Source organism: Mycobacterium pseudokansasii (assembly GCF_900566075.1).
GTDB classification, from domain to species: domain Bacteria; phylum Actinomycetota; class Actinomycetes; order Mycobacteriales; family Mycobacteriaceae; genus Mycobacterium; species Mycobacterium pseudokansasii.
Genome location: NZ_UPHU01000001.1, coordinates 632,255 through 647,600, shown reverse-complemented (window position 1 = coordinate 647,600; position 15,346 = coordinate 632,255). Strand labels below are relative to the sequence as shown.

The following is a 15,346-nucleotide window of genomic DNA, read 5'->3' as shown; positions in this document are numbered from 1 at the left end:
CTGCGCTAGCGTTGGGTACATCCACCTAATCCACACGGGAGCGCACGCCTAGTGCGCTGAGAGGACGGCTCGGGGCCGTCGACCGTACGAACCTGACCGGGTAATGCCGGCGTAGGGAGATGACAATGACCCTGACCACCGAACCGTCGGCACCGTCGGTGACCACCGGACCCATCGCGGGCAGCAGCAAGGCTTATCGCGTTCTGGACGGGGTGCCCGGCGCTCGCGTGCCGTTTCGGCGGGTGCACCTTTCCACCGGCGATCACTTCGACCTCTACGACACCTCCGGCCCCTACACCGACCCCGACGCGGTCATCGATCTGACCGCAGGCCTGCCCGCGCGGCCCGGGGTGGTGCGCGATCGCGGCACCCAGCTGCAGCGCGCCCGTGCCGGCGAGATCACCGCCGAGATGGCGTTCATCGCCGTGCGCGAAGGGACGCCGGCCGAGCTGGTCCGCGACGAGGTCGCCCGCGGGCGCGCGGTGATCCCGGCCAACCACAACCATCCCGAGAGCGAGCCGATGATCATCGGCAAGGCGTTCGCGGTCAAGGTCAACGCGAACATCGGCAATTCGGCGGTGACGTCCTCGATCGCCGAGGAGGTCGACAAGATGGTGTGGGCCACCCGGTGGGGCGCCGACACCATCATGGATCTGTCCACCGGTAAGAACATCCACGAAACCCGCGAGTGGATCCTGCGCAATTCGCCGGTGCCGGTCGGCACGGTGCCGATCTATCAGGCGCTGGAGAAGGTCAAGGGCGACCCAACCGAGCTCACCTGGGAGATCTACCGAGATACCGTGATCGAGCAGTGCGAGCAGGGCGTGGACTACATGACCGTGCACGCCGGGGTGCTGCTGCGCTATGTGCCGCTGACCGCCAAACGGGTGACCGGGATCGTGTCCCGCGGCGGATCGATCATGGCCGCCTGGTGCCTGGCCCATCACCGGGAGTCATTCCTGTACACGAACTTTGAAGAGCTGTGCGATATTTTCGCGCGCTACGACGTCACATTCTCGCTGGGCGACGGACTGCGGCCGGGTTCGATCGCCGATGCCAACGACGCCGCGCAATTCGCCGAGCTGCGCACCCTGGGCGAGCTGACCAGGATCGCGAAAGCCCATGGCGCACAGGTGATGATCGAAGGACCAGGCCACATACCCATGCACAAGATCGTGGAGAACGTGCGCCTGGAAGAAGAACTGTGCGAGCAGGCCCCGTTCTACACGCTGGGGCCGCTGGCCACCGACATCGCGCCGGCCTACGACCACATCACCTCGGCCATCGGCGCGGCCATCATCGCCCAGGCCGGCACCGCGATGCTGTGCTACGTCACCCCCAAGGAACACCTTGGGCTACCCGACCGCAAGGACGTCAAGGACGGGGTGATCGCCTACAAGATCGCCGCGCACGCAGCGGATTTGGCCAAGGGGCATCCGCGTGCGCAGGAAAGAGATGACGCGCTGTCCACTGCTCGATTTGAATTCCGGTGGAATGACCAGTTCGCCTTGTCGCTGGATCCCGACACCGCACGGGAATTCCACGACGAGACGCTGCCCGCCGAACCGGCCAAGACCGCACACTTCTGCTCGATGTGCGGGCCGAAGTTCTGCTCGATGCGCATCACCCAGGATGTGCGGGACTATGCGGCCAAGCATGGTCTCGACAGCGAAGAGGCCATTGAGGCAGCTATGGCTGAGAAGTCCCGCGAGTTCGCCGAGCACGGCAACCGGGTGTATCTGCCGATCACACAGCGGTGATCGCAAGCGCGGCGGAGCCGGGCGCCGCGGGTCACCGCTCATCCGACTCATCCGACTCATCCGACTCATCCAACACCGTGAACTATCTGCCCGTGCCGCCCTCGGGGACGACCCCGCTGCGGGTGCTGACGATCGCCGGGTCGGATTCCGGGGGCGGCGCCGGCATTGAGGCGGATATGCGGACCATGGCGTTGCTGGGGGTGCATGCGTGTGTCGCCATCACCGCCGTTACCGTGCAGAACACGTTGGGCGTCAAGAGCTTTCACGAGGTGCCCTCCGATGTTGTCGTCGGCCAGGTCGAGGCCGTGGTCACCGACATCGGTATCCAGGCCGCCAAGACGGGGATGCTGGCGTCCTCGCGCATCATTTCGGCGGTGGCCGCAACGTGGCGCCGGCTCGAGTTGGGCGTTCCGCTCGTCGTCGACCCGGTCTGCGCATCCATGCACGGCGACTCGCTGCTGGCCGCGTCGGACCTGGATTCGCTTCGCGCTGAATTGTTTCCGCTGGCCATGCTGGTGACGCCGAATCTGGACGAGGTGCGCCTGCTGGTGGATATCGACGTGGTGGACGGCGAATCGCAGCGTGCGGCGGCCAAGGCCCTGCATGCCCTGGGTCCGCGCTGGGCGCTGGTCAAGGGCGGGCATCTGCGGTCGTCGGAACGCAGCTGCGATCTGCTTTACGGTGGGGCCGATTTTTACGAGTTCGACGCGCCGCGGGTGAGTACGGGCAATGACCATGGCGGGGGCGACACGCTGGCCAGCGCGCTCGCCTGCGCACTGGCGCACGGATTCACCGTGCCCGACGCGGTGGCCTTTGGAAAGCGTTGGGTCACAGAATGTTTGCGCGCCGCCTATCCCCTGGGGGCCGGGCACGGCCCCGTCTCGCCATTGTTTCGGCTGTCATGAACCTCGATCGGATCGCGGGCATCGCGCATGAACCCGACGGCCGCGCCAACGGCGTCGTGGTCGTGACTCACGGTGCTGGTGGTAGCCGTGAATCTGTTCTGCTGCAACAGCTTTGCGACGAGTGGGCGCGGCGCGGCTGGTTGGCCGTCCGGTATAACCTGCCCTACCGTCGCCGCCGCCCGAAAGGGCCGCCGTCCGGCTCGGCAGAATCCGACCGTGCGGGCATCGCCGAAGCGATCGAGCTGTGCCGTGGCCTGGCGGACGGCCCGCTGATCGCGGGCGGCCATTCCTACGGAGGCCGGCAGACGTCGATGGTGGTGGCTGCCGATGGCGCAGCGGTGGACATCCTGGCACTGTTCTCCTATCCGGTGCACCCGCTCGGCAAACCGGAGCGAGCCCGCACCGAGCACCTGCCGAACATCACCGTGCCCACGGTGTTCACCCACGGCAGCTCCGACCCCTTCGGTAGCATCACAGAGCTGCGCGATGCCGCGGCGCTGATCACCGCGCCCACCGAGATCGTCGAGATCACCGGCGCCCGACACGATTTGGGCTCGAAGACCGTCGACGTCGCCGCGCTGGCGGTCGACGCGGCGCTACGCCTGCTGTCCGGCTGACTCCGGACAGACCGGACCCTGTCCGCTAAAAGGGCGGTGGTTCGTCGTCCACGACGACGGCGATGTCCTGGTCCTCCGATTGCTGCTGGACGGCGACGCGCTCGTGGATCTGGTGGTTTTTTCGCCTTTCGGCGGCGATGTAGCGAGCACGGTTCTGCGCCCGGGTGGTGGCCCGCAGCGCCATCTTCGCGGTACGGTCGCCACAACACGCGGTGGCTTGCGAGGCTTGCCGGGGTGCCTCGCCGGTGGGCGCACACAAGCTGGGAAACAGCAGCGCGCTGCCCGGGGTGGTGACGTAGGTATCTCCGGACGGAGAGGTCCAGATCACCGCGCCGTCGGGCAGTTGTTTGTCGCGCCATCCCCAGAAGGTTTTCAGCAAATGATGTCGGCGGCAAAGGCATTTCAAGTTTGAAGCGTGGGTGGCACCGCCGTCGCCGTAGGGGATGGTGTGGTCGATGTCGGCGTGCATCGCCGGGTGGTCGCAGCCGGGAAACCGGCACGTCAAATCCCGGCAGCGGACAAAATCAGCCAACGCCTGCGACGGCGTGTAGCCGCGCTCGGGCGCCGCATCGACCGGGTGCACGACCGGGCGCAGGCGCGCCGACTCGGCCAACTCGGCGAGCAACTCTGCCGGGATGAGGCCCTCGGCGCCGACCAGTGCGCCCGGATTTGTCGAAGTGCCGTCCACGCTGGCCCGGTCGGCGACCACGTGGATCACCACCGGCCGCGGCGCCGGCGTCGTCCCGGTAGGGCACGCCGACTGCCCGCAGCGACACTCCAGCCGCTCGGCTCCGGCCGCCAAGGCCCCCAGTGCGTCGGCACGGCGCTGGTCGCGGGTACGCGGGTCATCTACACATACCGCGGCGGCCAACGCATCCAGCCGCGCATCAAGCGCCATGGCATCGCTGGTGACCATCCTGCCGCCGACTTCGGTAAGACCGTTGCCGCTGCCCCAGATCGAGAATTCCCGCTCGGCCTGCCGCTCCCGGACGCGCCGCACGGCATCACGATCCGCACGCGCGACGACCCGGTCGATATAGGCGGACAGGCGAGAGCGTGTCATCGACGGCCATCGGCTCGCCTTCATGGCAAGCTCGGCGTCCACGGCGGCCATTACCTCGGGATCTTCGATCAGCTCGGTGCGATACACCATCGTCTGGAACATCGCGTAGCTGATGTCGCCGGCCAGTAACGCCGCACCGGACTTCGGCAGCCGGTTGCGCACGGCGCGTGAATAGTGCAGGTAGCTCGACGCCAAAGCCTGGCTGATCCGCAATGCCGCCGAGACCTCCGCACTCACCGCATCCCAGGTATCGGTCCCCCACGACTCGCGGTCGCCAGAAGCCCTCAGCCGCAACACATCCAGCTCGCCGATGGCGGCCAGCCGCTCACCAGCGGCCCGGTTTTCCGCCCGCGACGCCGCGCAAAGCCGGTCCACGATGGCGGCAGATGCCGGCGTGGTCGGCGGATGGCGCCGCTCGGCCATGGCATCGAACCTCTCGATCACCTCTGGTGGCGACACGGTGACGCTGGCATCGAACATACTTTCGATTCTACACCGCTCCGCTGACAGGTGCGCATCGACGGCGATCAGAGCCGGGTCGGCACCGGCCCGGCCGGGTGGGGTGTCACCTCCACCACACCAGCAAGTCCGCGCACCGAGGCCCCAGTGACGGCGCTACCGTCAAGGATTGACGAATCCGCAATGCCTGCAATCACATTCGTGACCATGCGCGATTATCGCCGGTAGGCGCACGACACCAGGACCGAGCGGCGGGAGCGCAGTCACCGCTGCTGAGTCGCCGGAATACATCGGCCGGCTACTGCCCTTGCTCGGCCCACTCCGGCAAGCGCGATCACGGAACGCTATCCCACTGCTGTTCGGGTGCATCGGCGTTGCACCAGCGGGTGGACACCCAGGTTCCGGGATCCGGGCCGCCGAGAACGGCGAGACAGCCACCAAGGCCATTGCCGATCTGGCCGTTGGGCTGGATTGTCCAATGCTGGCTGATCCAATTGCTACAGGGATTGAGCTTCGCCCAGAAACCCTCCCCCGGTTGTTGCAGGCACTCCCCGGGAAAGGCCACGCTCTCGATCTCTCGGTCACCGTTGACATTCCAGCGCTGGAAGTCCGTGCCATTGCAGGGGTTGATCACCACCGGGCTGACCCAGCTGCCACTCGGGGCGTCCAGACAGAAATCGCCTAATCGGCTTTTCAACTGGACCGGGCCGTCGGCGCTCGCCGTGCCGGCGCACAGTATCGCGACGCCGAACACCGCGCCCGCAAGGGCAAGGACGCGGGTCCGGCGCACACTGGTCGTCAACACCGGTTCACCCATCCCGACTCCATTACCACCTCGGCGAAGCTCCACCGACCGCGCGGCGCAGTTCGCACCGAAACCACAGCCGCCGCAGCCGGTTTGCCACGGATAGCGAGATCCTCACTTTAGCCCGCGTCCAACCACTTCGCATCTGGTGAGGCGTTCCCCGCTGGGACTCCGCATGGCCGTGGGCACCTACACCGGCGAGTTTCACCGGCCAATCCTGCTCGGGGCAAAGGACTTCCGAGCGATCCAACGCGTGCGCTACAGCGCGTAACGCGAATAGCAGGCCTCCATGTCGCCACCCACTCCGGCACGGAATGCCGCGATCCGGGTGAACCCGGCCGGCACGCTGATCCCGTCGGCGTCACTGGCCACCATGTGGTTGGTCAGCAGTCCGGAAACGGCTTCGTCGAGATCACCGGCGGTCAAAATGAGTTGCTGACCGGAGGGCAGGTCGATCGGCTCGGCCATTTTCCGGTGCGCAACGCCCGTCAGGCAGGCCGTCCGCAGGGCGGTCCACGGACTCTGCATCGCCAGCCCGCGTTCATGCTGCGCCGCCAGTGCATATCTCGACATCACGATCGACAACGCGGTGTCATCGCCTTGCGGCAACGACTGTTCGTCGGTGCCGGCGACCTTTCCCATGGTCGCCAACGCCGCCAGGTCAACGACAATCGTGTTGCTGGCCGGACAGTATGACGCCGGCGGGCTGGGCTTGGCATCTCGGCAGCCGGTGGCCTGGTAGGACAGCGTGGGCGGATTCTTGGGCGAAAAGATCTTGCCCATCAACTCCATCAGCGTCTTCAGTGTGTCTTCGTTGATCGCGACCTCACCGGTCTCCTGGCTCCCGCTGCTGTCGACCCGCAGGCCGGTCGGCAGGTCGCCACGGCGCCGCTCGATCTCGGACTTGTTGATCGCCGCGCAGGCCTCGGTCCCGCTGAGGAAGCCCATCTGGAAGGCGCTGACGCGGTCCAGGGCGGACCCGTGCTCGTCGTCGTTTTCCGCATCCGCGTCCATCACCGGGTCGCGGGTGGTGATGATCCCGGCGAGCACGTGGTCGAGCCCGTCCGCGGTGCTCAACGTAAAGCGTGGCGACTTACCCGCGGCCACCCAGTACAAATAGACGCCGGCGAAGCAATCCGCTTGTTGCTCACGGACAATGGTGGCGTCGTTGCGGGTCACCAGCTTCGCCATCACCTGAAGGGCATGCCCGAACTCGTGTGCTAACACTCCGGTGACGGAGATGTCGCCGAAATACCTCTCGGCGACCGGCATGAATACTCCTCGGTCCCAGGCGATCATGTTGCAGCGCGAGGTGAAGAACGCGTTGACCAGCTGATAGGTCTCGTTGTTGCAGACCATCGGGCTGCTGGGGTCGTTGGAGTCGTAAGACACCAGTTTGTCGACAGGCTTGAACGTGCCCTTGAGGGCTTCGCTGTAGACGGCTTTCCAGTAATCCTGGATGTCGTTGACCGACAGCAACGACAACTTGTCGATCGGTCCGTTGTTGGTGTTGATCACCGTGCCCGTCGCAGCGGGCCCGTCGGGACGGGGGCCGCTGGGACCGTTGGTAGCGGGCAGACCTCCGACCCGGAACGGGTCGTTGAGGATCGACAGCGCACGTCCCTCCACCATCGTGGTACAACCGGCCACCACCAGCATGGCACTCAGGCCGGCCGCCGCGGCGCGTAGCGATGCGGTCAGCCCGCGTGTGCGTCGCCGCCGCAATGGACGTCTTGCCCGACCGCAGTTATCCATGTAATCGACCCCGATCCCGACCGCCTGCACCCAAGGTTCCCAGTTTAGATCGGTTGGTTGGAACTCAGTGCGCAAACCAACCAGCGACGCCGCAAAAAGTCCGGGTGCCGCATACGGCCCGAGCAGGCCCGTGCCACAACGGTTTCTATAGATGCCGGAGCTGCCGGACCCCGGCCGGCGCGGCAACCGCTACGACACCGGCGCGCGATGGCGCTTGTCGTGTGGGGTGACGCCGTTGACGCCCCCGACGGACTGCGCATAGCTGCCCACCGCGAACGCCACTGCCGAGCCCATCACCGCCAATGCCTCGCGGTTGATGTTGTCGACGGTGTCCCGAGGGCTCAGGTAGTTGGGATCGAATGCCACGCCGGCCTGACCCCCCCAAAGGCGTGCCTGCACAGTGGTTTTCGTCTGGGAGGCACCGGTGGTCAGACCGCCGATCGGCACCCCGGCGACCAGGAAAGAATGGTAGTCGGCACCGGCGGTCAGCGGCATGTCAGCGGGCCGCTTACCCGCCAGGTTCACATAGCCGGCGAGGGTGCGTTCGATGCCGGCCGAACCTTCCGGGACATCGGCTGACGCCACACCGGGACCCGGCGGCCCGGACTGGTCACCGTCGTCGGTGAAGAAGCCCGCGTTGGGCGAGCCCAGCATGTCGAAATTCAGGTACATCGCGATGTTGTTGAGCTGTTCACCATTCAGACCGAAGACGTAGTCCATCGCACCGGTGAGCCCGGCGCCCCAGAAGGCGAACCGCACCGCATTGTTGACCGCCGGCAGCGGCCCCAACTGCAGCGCTGTTTCCAGCACCGCGGCCACCCCGGACCCGCCGTCGTTGATGCCCGGGCCCCCGGCTGGGCTGTCGAGATGTGCGCCGAGCATGATCACCTCATTCGGCGTCCCGGTTTTTGTCTGCGCCAACACATTCCGCGATGTGATCTTGACGTTTTCGGTGTCCAGCACCAGCCGCACCTGGGCGGTCGCGCGTCCCAGGGCAGCGGCGACGTCGGCGTCGACCACCGCGACGGGCACGGTGAGCCGGTTGTAGTAGCCGGGGCTGAAGAGGGTCGGCGGGCTTCCCCGTCTCGTGGGCTCACTCACCACGATCAGCCCGATAGCACCTTTGGCGAGGGCGCTGTTCTGCTTGTCGACGATCGAACAGCGCGTATCGTCCACCACGGCGATCGCGCTCTTCGGCAGGACGGACGGGTAGTCGCCGACGGCACAGCCGGCCGGTTGGGTGGGCCGCGCCGGCTGGCCGGTCAGGCCACCGGGTGGCGTCCGAACCAGCAGCGAGGCCTGATCGACGGGATAACTGCGGCCGGCGACCGTCAGCGCCGGTTTACCCTGCGACGCGGTGTACACCCGCTCGAACTGTGGGGTTGATACCTCAAACCCCTTGGTGCGCAGCGCATTCGCCACATAGTCGACGCTAGCGTCGTAGCCACGCGTACCCGTCGCCCGGTTGCCGTTGTTGGCGTTGGCGATGGCCTGCAGCGCACGCAGGTGGGTGAACATCCCGTCGGCGGTGACCTTGCCGGCCAACATGCGACCCAGGTCGGGCGCCGCAGCCGGCGGCGGCTTGGGCGCCGAGCATGCGGCCGGCAGGCAGGCCAGTAGCAGCGTCGCTATCAGGCTCCGCATCATGGCTTGACGAGCACGTGACGGGTGCGATCCTCTATCGGGGGAACACCGTTACGGCCGGTCAGGTCCTGCGCGTACAGGCCCACTGCGTAGGCGACACCGGCGCCCTGGATGCCCAGCGCCGTGCGGTCGATGTGCTCTAAGGTGTCACCCTTTTGGTGATAGTTGGGATCGAAGGGCTCGTTTGCGGTGCCGCCCCACAGCTTTGCCTGCTCGTCGGTCTTCTTGACCTCCGCGCCGGCAAAGAGCCCGCCGGACGGGATCCCCGCCAAGGTGAATCCGTCATAGTCGGAACGACCGTCGAACGCCGTGTCCTGCGCGGTCTTGCCGGCCAACTTCAAATACGCGACCAGCAGCCGCTCGATTCCGGCCGAGCCTTCGGGCACTACCGGCTGGCCACGGCTGTCCAGTGGCAGCGACTGGTCTCCGTCATAGGTGAAATAGCCCGGATTGGGGGACGCCAGCATGTCGAAGTTCAGATAGAGCGCTATGTTCCTCAGCGCGTCGAGATTCAGCGACTCGACATAGTTGCGGGAACCGATCAGCCCCAGCTCCTCGGCACCCCAGAATCCGAACCGCACCGCGTTGTGCACCTGTGGCGAGTTGCCCAGTTGAACTGCGGTTTCCAGAACCGCGGCCACTCCGGAGCCGTTGTCGTTGATACCGGGACCCTCGGCCACGCTGTCCAAATGGGCGCCTGCCATCACCACATCGGTGGTGGACCCGGTCTTCGTCTGCGCGATGACGTTGCGCGCCTTGAAACTCTGGGTGCTCGCGGCGAGCTTGACCGTTGTCGGCCCGGACTTCCCGCGCAACTGCATGCCCACCGACTTGGTGACACCGACGACCGGAATCTTGACGTCGGTGTTGACCCCCAGGGTGCCGCCCATCGACTGCTCGTCGACGTTGTCGACGATGATCAGCGCCGCGACGCCCTGCTGTGCGGCGACGTCTTCTTTCTGGGCGAACTCGCAACTGCCACGGTCCACCAGCGCCACGGCACCCCGTGCGGGCAGTTTGTCGTAATCGGCGGCGGTGCAACCCGGGCTGTCGTCGGTAGGAACCGACAGCAATGGCCCGCTCACCCCGTCCGGGGCGGTGCCGAGGCTGTACTCCAGCGCATGTGCCTCCACGGTCAGGCCACCGACGGTCACCGACCCCTTCTCGGCGTGGAACACGCGGGCCGAAAACTCGGGTGTCTGCACGTCAAAACCGCTGTTGCGCAAGGTGTTGACGACGTAGTCGACGCTGGCGTCATAGCCCGGGGTGCCAACCGCCCGGGTGCCGTTGTTGGCGTTGGCGATGTCCTGCAGTTTGGCAAGATGCGCCATCATCGCTTCGGTATGCACCCGGTTGTGCAACGCGTCGGCGAACTCGGCCGCGGCGGGATTGCCGGTAAGGCTCCGCGGACAGGCCGACGAATGAACACAACCGACCACCAGCAGGGCAACGACCCCCATCACGGCCATCACCGCGGTCCTTGATTTGTTCGCCATCGCGCCCCAGATTAGACCGCGGTCCAGCCATGGCGCCGCTTGACACCCATCCGGCGGGCAATCGATTCGGGCTTAACTGAATCCAGGTGAACCCAGACAGACCCGGCCAGACCCGGCCACACGCAGCCAGACCCAGACGAACTCAAACGAATTCAGACGGACAAAGCGGTGAACGGCGCCACCGGGATGTTGCGCACCACGAACCAGGCCAGCACCAGCGACAGCGTCACCAGGGCAGCCCAGCGATTGCGCTGCCAGCCGCCTATTCGACGGCCCACCAGGCGACCATACGTCCACGCCAGGTAGGCCCACACCAAGAGCACCACCGCCGCCAGGCCGAGAGCGTTGAATCTGGCGGCGGCCAACAGATTGCCGTGCACCAGGCTGTACAGCATCCGCAGGCTGCCACAGCCGGGGCAATCGATTCCCAGCAATGCCTTGGTGGGGCACACCGGCAGCGGACCGTTCGGCGTCGTCGGGTCACCCACCCAGATAACGGCGCACACCGAGACGGTGGCCGCGGCCACCAGCAGTGGCGCACCCAACCGCAACGGCACCGACCCTTGGTGGGTCACCATGTGCTCGCCCTAAACCATCCCCACGAGGATGGCCGCGCTCGACGTCCCCGCGTTCAGCGCGCCGACCGCCATCAAGATGCCGTAGATGACGATCACGACCACACCTGCGATGGCCGACCACATCACGAACTTCTTGGCGCTGTCGGCGGCCGCCTGGGCCTCTGCATAGCGCCCCTGTGCCCACAGCCCACTGACCTGGGTGGACTTGACGATCGCAACGATTCCAAGCGGAAGACAGCAGAACAACGTCACCAGAATGGACCACACCAAGTAGTTGTCAGGTTGTTGCCCGGCAGGTGGCTGCTGCGGCGGGTAACCAGGCGGTGGTGGTTGTGTCATGAAAACTCCAGATCAAGAGAAGTTAGCTGGCCTAAAGCGTTGCCTACCATACCCGAGAGGCGTCGCGACGGCATCACCTAATCGAAAAATTCGCGCGGCGGCAGGCGCCCGCCGAACCGACTTCCGTGCCGCAGTCCGGCGCCCTTGTCTGAATCGGCTCGACCCGGATTACCCGGGCGGCAATCGTTTACCGCTGCGACCAGGGTCAGCCGGAGCCAGAACCCACAGTCGATCTCGAGCAAAACGTATTGTCCGACAGTCGATTTCAGCAACAAAGGGCACCAGCGCCTAGACGTGCTGGCAGCTTGATCAATATTTGCCGCACACCAAAATTAATGTCACGACAGACAATTTCCCACAGAATATGTGTTCGGGCGCAGACATAGACCTGTAACGGGCCCTATAACGGCCCTTCCATACCGATCGGCAAAGCCCTGTTTTCCGACCAGCGACACCAATACACTCACCGATGTCAACGCAGCCGCATCGTCGGTCCGACACACCAAGGAGTCAAGGATGTCTCACTTCACCACCGCGCTGCGAGCCGCGACGGCTGCAGCACTCATGGGTAGCCTCGCTTACCTGGGTACTGCCACCGCGAATGCCGACCCCACCGGCGCTGCGTCCGACGTCAACACACTCGCCGGTTCGGTGTCGAAGGGTTACGGCCTCAACAACTGCACGGCCCAGACGATCACCAGCGGCGAACTCGCCGCGCTTTCCTGCGGGCAAAACCCCGACGCCGCGGGACCCGCCCTGGCCAAGTACATCCTCTTCGCCACCCCCGACGATATGAACGGCTCGTTCAAAGCCAGCATCAAGGACGAAACCCTCACCGCGTGCGGGGACAGCGGCCAGTCGCCGACCACCTGGCGCCAGGGCAGCGCGGGCGCCACGGCCGGACAGGTGGCCTGCGGCACCTACCAGGGTGCCGCCGAGATCATCTGGACCACCGACGCCAAGAACGTCCTCAGCTACATCCGTGCCGGCAACTCGGATGTCCCCGCGCTTTACCAGTGGTGGCGGACCAACGGCTGACGCTTACAGTTGGGCCGCAACCAGTTTCGCCACCGCGCGCATCCCGGCGGCATTGGGGTGCAGCGGCGCCGGTCGCGCCGGTAGCGGCACCCCGAGCCGTGCAGGCTTTTCCGTCCACGGCTCGGGTGACCATGCGTGGTGGTCGCGGCTGGCTGCCGCGGCGCGCACGACCTCACAGCCGGTGAGCGCGGCGGCGTCAGCGGTAAGCCGCTCCAGCGTTGCGGCAACGTGGCGGCCGAGTTCGCTGTGCGCCGCGGACAGCGGCGGAGCCGGCACGCCCGCCGGTGGCAACAGCGTGAGGTAGTCGACGAAGAAAACCCGCGCCTGCGGCGCCTGCCGGCGTACCGACCGGCCGACCTCGCACAGCGAGTCGAAAACCTGGGCCAGGGCCTGATCGCGGGAGTTACGGTCCAGCAGTTCGGCGATCCACGCGCCGAGCATCGGCAGGCGCCGCGCCGGTCGCGGCAATGCCGCGGCCATCAGCAGCGGGATGTAGCCGACGTCGTTGCCCCCGATGGTGACCGTGACCAACGACTCCGAGCCGTCCAGCGCGGTTATCTGGGGCGGCGCGCCGTGCTGGTGATCACGCAGCACATTGGCGGTGGTGGCGCCGGAGTAGGTGACGTCCACCAACTCCAGGCGTTGTTGTTCGGCGACCAGGTGCGGGTAGTTGCGGGCCGATCGGCCGGATCGCCACGGCGCGCCGGCCGCCCGGGGCCGGATGCCCGGACCAGCTGCCATCGAGCTGCCAAGCGCCACATAGCGTTTGGTCATAGCTCGGGGCTGGAGGCCTGTGCCCAAAAGCGTTTCGGGATCCTGCCGGCCCGGCGCGCCAGATACCCGGCGGTGACGGCCGCGGCCATGGCGGCGGCCATCGCCGGGGGATCTGCGGCCCGGGTCACCGCGGTGGCCAGCAACACCGCGTCACAGCCCAATTCCATCGCCAGCGCGGCATCGCTGGCGGTGCCGATGCCCGCGTCGAGCACCACCGGAACACCGGCCTGCGCCACGATCATCTCGATATTGTGCGGGTTGGTGATGCCGAGGCCGGTACCGATCGGTGAGCCCAGCGGCATCACCGCCGCACAACCGGCGTCCTCGAGGCGGCGGGCCAGCACCGGGTCGTCATTGGTGTAGGGCAGCACCACAAACCCGTCGTCGACCAATTGCTCTGCGGCCCTGACTAATTCAACAGCATCGGGTAGCAGGGTGCGCTCGTCGGCGATCACTTCCAGCTTGACCCAGTTGGTGTCCAGCGCCTCGCGGGCCAGCTGCGCGGTCAGCACCGCCTCGGCGGCGCTCCGGCACCCCGCGGTGTTGGGTAGCGGCACGATACCCAGCCGGTTGAGCAGGTCGAGCAGACCGGTTCCGCCCTCGGCGTCGACCCGGCGGATCGCGACGGTGGTCAGCTCGGTACCCGAAGCGACCAACGCCTCTTCCAGCACCGCCAGATTCGTCGCTCCCCCGGTGCCCATGATCAGCCGCGACGCGAAACTGCGGTCGCCGATCGTCAGTTTGTCACCCAGGTCAACCACCCTGCACCGCCGTCACCACCTCGAGCCGATTACCTTCGGAAAGCGTTGTCGCCCAGTCAGATCGAGGAAGCACCGCGCAGTCCAGGGCTACCGCAACGCCGCGGTCCGGGAAACCCAGCGACTGCAGCAGCGCGGCCACGGTGGTTTGCTCGTCGATCTCCACCTGCTGCTCGTTGACGACGACGATCATGCGCTCGCTCCGACCGCAGCGAGTTCGGACATGATCTGCTCGGCCGTCCACGGCGCCAACAGGAATCCCGATCGGCCATGGCCCGCGGCGACCAGGGTCCGCGCGTCCAGGCGTTGCACGATCGGCAGGTTGTCGGGCGTCATCGGCCGCAGTCCCGCCGAGCACTCGGCCAATTCGTACTCACCCAGGGCCGGCAGCACCGCGCACGCGTCGTCCAGCAGGTCACGCACACCCGACACCACCGGTGCGGTGTCGCGGCCGTGTTCATACTGGGTGGCGCCCACCACCACCCCGTCCGCCCGCGGCACCAGATACACCTGACGGCCATGGACCCGGGCTCGAATCACTCTGCGTGACAACGGCATACAACCTTTCCGCCAGCGCAGCCGTAACACCTCGCCCTTCACCGGGCGCACCGGCAGTCCGGGCCACAACGCGGGAGCGTCGATGCCGTTGGCGATCACCACCACGTCACCCTGGGCGTCGGACAACCCGGTCACCGGAGCAGCCCAGGCGACGCCGAGGCGCTCACAGTCCACGATCAGCGCGTCGAGCAATGCGCGGTTGTCCACCGCCAGTTCGGTAGGCGCGCGAAAGCCGTGCCGGATGCCTTGTGCCAGCAGGGGTTCGACGTCGCGGGCGGCCGACTCCCACACCACCGGGTGTCCCTGCTGCGACAACCAGTCCGCAACGGTATGCAGGTCGGCGACGTCGGCCCGGTCGACGGCCACCACCAGCGACTCGCGGGCGGTGACCACGTGTGACGGCAGCCCGTCCAGGAAACCGCCGTCGTGCCACAGCCGCAGCGACTCCAGCCCGAGCCGTAACAACCGTTCCTCGCCCGGCCAGCCTTCGCTGTGCGGGGCGATCATGCCGCCGGCGACCCACGACGCGCCGGGCTCACCGCTGCGATGCACCCGCACCGACCATCCGGCCCGGGCCGCCCGGCGCGCCACCGACAAGCCGATGACCCCGCCGCCGATCACGGCTAGTGACCCCGCGGGTGTGGGTGCTGACATCCTTGCTCCCTTCGCCGGCATGACCCGGATCAGGTGTGACGGTCAGGACAGGTCCAGGGTGCAAGTTGGCTTGCACAATGGAGGTGCCCACTCTCAGTCCCGCTGGTTACCCGGGACTCCCGTGCCTACAGGGGTTGTTCTGG

Annotated in this window: 15 protein-coding genes and 1 riboswitch; of the genes, 4 read left to right on the top strand and 11 right to left on the bottom strand. The window is 66.6% G+C overall.

Going from position 1 to position 15,346, the window contains the following annotated elements; translation table 11 throughout:
* Positions 1-24: 24 nt before the first annotated feature.
* A riboswitch (TPP riboswitch) is annotated at positions 25-135 on the top strand.
* From thiC to EET10_RS02955, 3 genes are all read left to right on the top strand, one after another.
* Positions 120-1,760, top strand: coding sequence for a phosphomethylpyrimidine synthase ThiC (thiC, locus tag EET10_RS02965; RefSeq protein WP_423793554.1), 1,641 nt, complete (start codon positions 120-122; stop codon positions 1,758-1,760). (Overlaps the previous riboswitch by 16 nt.)
* 77 nt (positions 1,761-1,837) lie before the next feature.
* Positions 1,838-2,665: a bifunctional hydroxymethylpyrimidine kinase/phosphomethylpyrimidine kinase gene (gene thiD / locus EET10_RS02960; protein ID WP_063468393.1), complete on the top strand. Its 828-nt coding sequence runs from the start codon at positions 1,838-1,840 to the stop codon at positions 2,663-2,665.
* On the top strand, positions 2,662-3,282 hold the full coding sequence (locus tag EET10_RS02955; protein ID WP_063468373.1) for an alpha/beta hydrolase family protein: 621 nt from the start codon (positions 2,662-2,664) through the stop codon (positions 3,280-3,282). The genes thiD and EET10_RS02955 overlap by 4 nt, the downstream gene beginning before the upstream one ends.
* A 25-nt stretch (positions 3,283-3,307) precedes the next feature.
* Here the strand turns inward: EET10_RS02955 and EET10_RS02950 are convergent, their stop codons facing one another.
* The 7 genes from EET10_RS02950 to EET10_RS02920 all read right to left on the bottom strand — a co-directional run bounded on the left by EET10_RS02950 (position 3,308) and on the right by EET10_RS02920 (position 11,421).
* A complete protein-coding gene (locus EET10_RS02950) occupies positions 3,308-4,825 on the bottom strand; it encodes an HNH endonuclease signature motif containing protein (RefSeq protein WP_122501886.1) in 1,518 nt (505 codons plus the stop codon).
* Positions 4,826-5,138: 313 nt separating this feature from the next.
* Complete coding sequence (locus tag EET10_RS02945; protein ID WP_036398829.1) at positions 5,139-5,621, bottom strand: Rv1419 family lectin; 483 nt, start codon at positions 5,619-5,621, stop codon at positions 5,139-5,141.
* A 246-nt stretch (positions 5,622-5,867) separates the two neighbouring features.
* On the bottom strand, positions 5,868-7,364 hold the full coding sequence (locus tag EET10_RS02940) for a neutral zinc metallopeptidase (RefSeq protein ID WP_051490274.1): 1,497 nt from the start codon (positions 7,362-7,364) through the stop codon (positions 5,868-5,870).
* A gap of 189 nt (positions 7,365-7,553) precedes the next feature.
* Positions 7,554-9,011, bottom strand: coding sequence for a M28 family peptidase (locus EET10_RS02935; protein WP_063468387.1), 1,458 nt, complete (start codon positions 9,009-9,011; stop codon positions 7,554-7,556).
* Positions 9,008-10,504: a M28 family metallopeptidase gene (locus EET10_RS02930; RefSeq protein ID WP_036398831.1), complete on the bottom strand. Its 1,497-nt coding sequence runs from the start codon at positions 10,502-10,504 to the stop codon at positions 9,008-9,010. The genes EET10_RS02935 and EET10_RS02930 overlap by 4 nt, the downstream gene beginning before the upstream one ends.
* A gap of 152 nt (positions 10,505-10,656) precedes the next feature.
* Positions 10,657-11,082, bottom strand: coding sequence for a DUF2752 domain-containing protein (locus EET10_RS02925; RefSeq protein ID WP_036398833.1), 426 nt, complete (start codon positions 11,080-11,082; stop codon positions 10,657-10,659).
* Between the two features lie 9 nt (positions 11,083-11,091).
* Positions 11,092-11,421 carry a CD225/dispanin family protein gene (locus EET10_RS02920; RefSeq protein WP_036398835.1) on the bottom strand — a complete coding sequence of 110 codons (330 nt, stop codon included), beginning with the start codon at positions 11,419-11,421 and terminating at the stop codon, positions 11,092-11,094.
* Positions 11,422-11,937: 516 nt separating this feature from the next.
* Between EET10_RS02920 and EET10_RS02910 the strand changes: the two genes are divergently transcribed.
* Entirely contained in the window at positions 11,938-12,459 is a 522-nt protein-coding gene (locus tag EET10_RS02910; protein WP_063468388.1) for a hypothetical protein, read from the top strand.
* 3 nt (positions 12,460-12,462) lie between these two features.
* Here EET10_RS02910 and EET10_RS02905 read toward each other — a convergent pair whose 3' ends face one another.
* Genes EET10_RS02905 through thiO form a run of 4 tightly spaced genes read right to left on the bottom strand, consistent with a single transcriptional unit; the run spans position 12,463 to position 15,203 of the window.
* Positions 12,463-13,233 (bottom strand): SGNH/GDSL hydrolase family protein, encoded by a 771-nt coding sequence (locus EET10_RS02905; protein ID WP_063468389.1) that lies wholly within the window; start codon positions 13,231-13,233, stop codon positions 12,463-12,465.
* Complete coding sequence (thiG, locus tag EET10_RS02900) at positions 13,230-13,934, bottom strand: thiazole synthase (protein WP_244601821.1); 705 nt, start codon at positions 13,932-13,934, stop codon at positions 13,230-13,232. Before thiG ends, EET10_RS02905 begins: the two co-directional genes overlap by 4 nt.
* A 52-nt stretch (positions 13,935-13,986) precedes the next feature.
* Complete coding sequence (gene thiS, locus EET10_RS02895; protein WP_036398839.1) at positions 13,987-14,184, bottom strand: sulfur carrier protein ThiS; 198 nt, start codon at positions 14,182-14,184, stop codon at positions 13,987-13,989.
* Positions 14,181-15,203 carry a glycine oxidase ThiO gene (thiO, locus tag EET10_RS02890; RefSeq protein WP_063468390.1) on the bottom strand — a complete coding sequence of 341 codons (1,023 nt, stop codon included), beginning with the start codon at positions 15,201-15,203 and terminating at the stop codon, positions 14,181-14,183. The genes thiS and thiO overlap by 4 nt, the downstream gene beginning before the upstream one ends.
* Between the last annotated feature and the right edge of the window lie 143 nt (positions 15,204-15,346).

Bases quoted from the DNA above. Each gene is read 5' to 3' on its own strand.
- thiC (WP_423793554.1), top strand. From the start codon at position 120: ATGACAATGACCCTGACCACCGAACCGTCGGCACCGTCGGTGACCACC.
- EET10_RS02955 (WP_063468373.1), top strand. From the start codon at position 2,662: ATGAACCTCGATCGGATCGCGGGCATCGCGCATGAACCCGACGGCCGC.
- EET10_RS02950 (WP_122501886.1), bottom strand. From the start codon at position 4,825: ATGTTCGATGCCAGCGTCACCGTGTCGCCACCAGAGGTGATCGAGAGG.
- EET10_RS02945 (WP_036398829.1), bottom strand. From the start codon at position 5,621: ATGGGTGAACCGGTGTTGACGACCAGTGTGCGCCGGACCCGCGTCCTT.
- EET10_RS02940 (WP_051490274.1), bottom strand. From the start codon at position 7,364: ATGGATAACTGCGGTCGGGCAAGACGTCCATTGCGGCGGCGACGCACA.
- EET10_RS02935 (WP_063468387.1), bottom strand. From the start codon at position 9,011: ATGATGCGGAGCCTGATAGCGACGCTGCTACTGGCCTGCCTGCCGGCC.
- EET10_RS02930 (WP_036398831.1), bottom strand. From the start codon at position 10,504: ATGGCGAACAAATCAAGGACCGCGGTGATGGCCGTGATGGGGGTCGTT.
- EET10_RS02925 (WP_036398833.1), bottom strand. From the start codon at position 11,082: ATGGTGACCCACCAAGGGTCGGTGCCGTTGCGGTTGGGTGCGCCACTG.
- EET10_RS02920 (WP_036398835.1), bottom strand. From the start codon at position 11,421: ATGACACAACCACCACCGCCTGGTTACCCGCCGCAGCAGCCACCTGCC.
- EET10_RS02910 (WP_063468388.1), top strand. From the start codon at position 11,938: ATGTCTCACTTCACCACCGCGCTGCGAGCCGCGACGGCTGCAGCACTC.
- EET10_RS02905 (WP_063468389.1), bottom strand. From the start codon at position 13,233: ATGACCAAACGCTATGTGGCGCTTGGCAGCTCGATGGCAGCTGGTCCG.
- thiG (WP_244601821.1), bottom strand. From the start codon at position 13,934: ATGGGCACCGGGGGAGCGACGAATCTGGCGGTGCTGGAAGAGGCGTTG.
- thiS (WP_036398839.1), bottom strand. From the start codon at position 14,184: ATGATCGTCGTCGTCAACGAGCAGCAGGTGGAGATCGACGAGCAAACC.
- thiO (WP_063468390.1), bottom strand. From the start codon at position 15,203: ATGTCAGCACCCACACCCGCGGGGTCACTAGCCGTGATCGGCGGCGGG.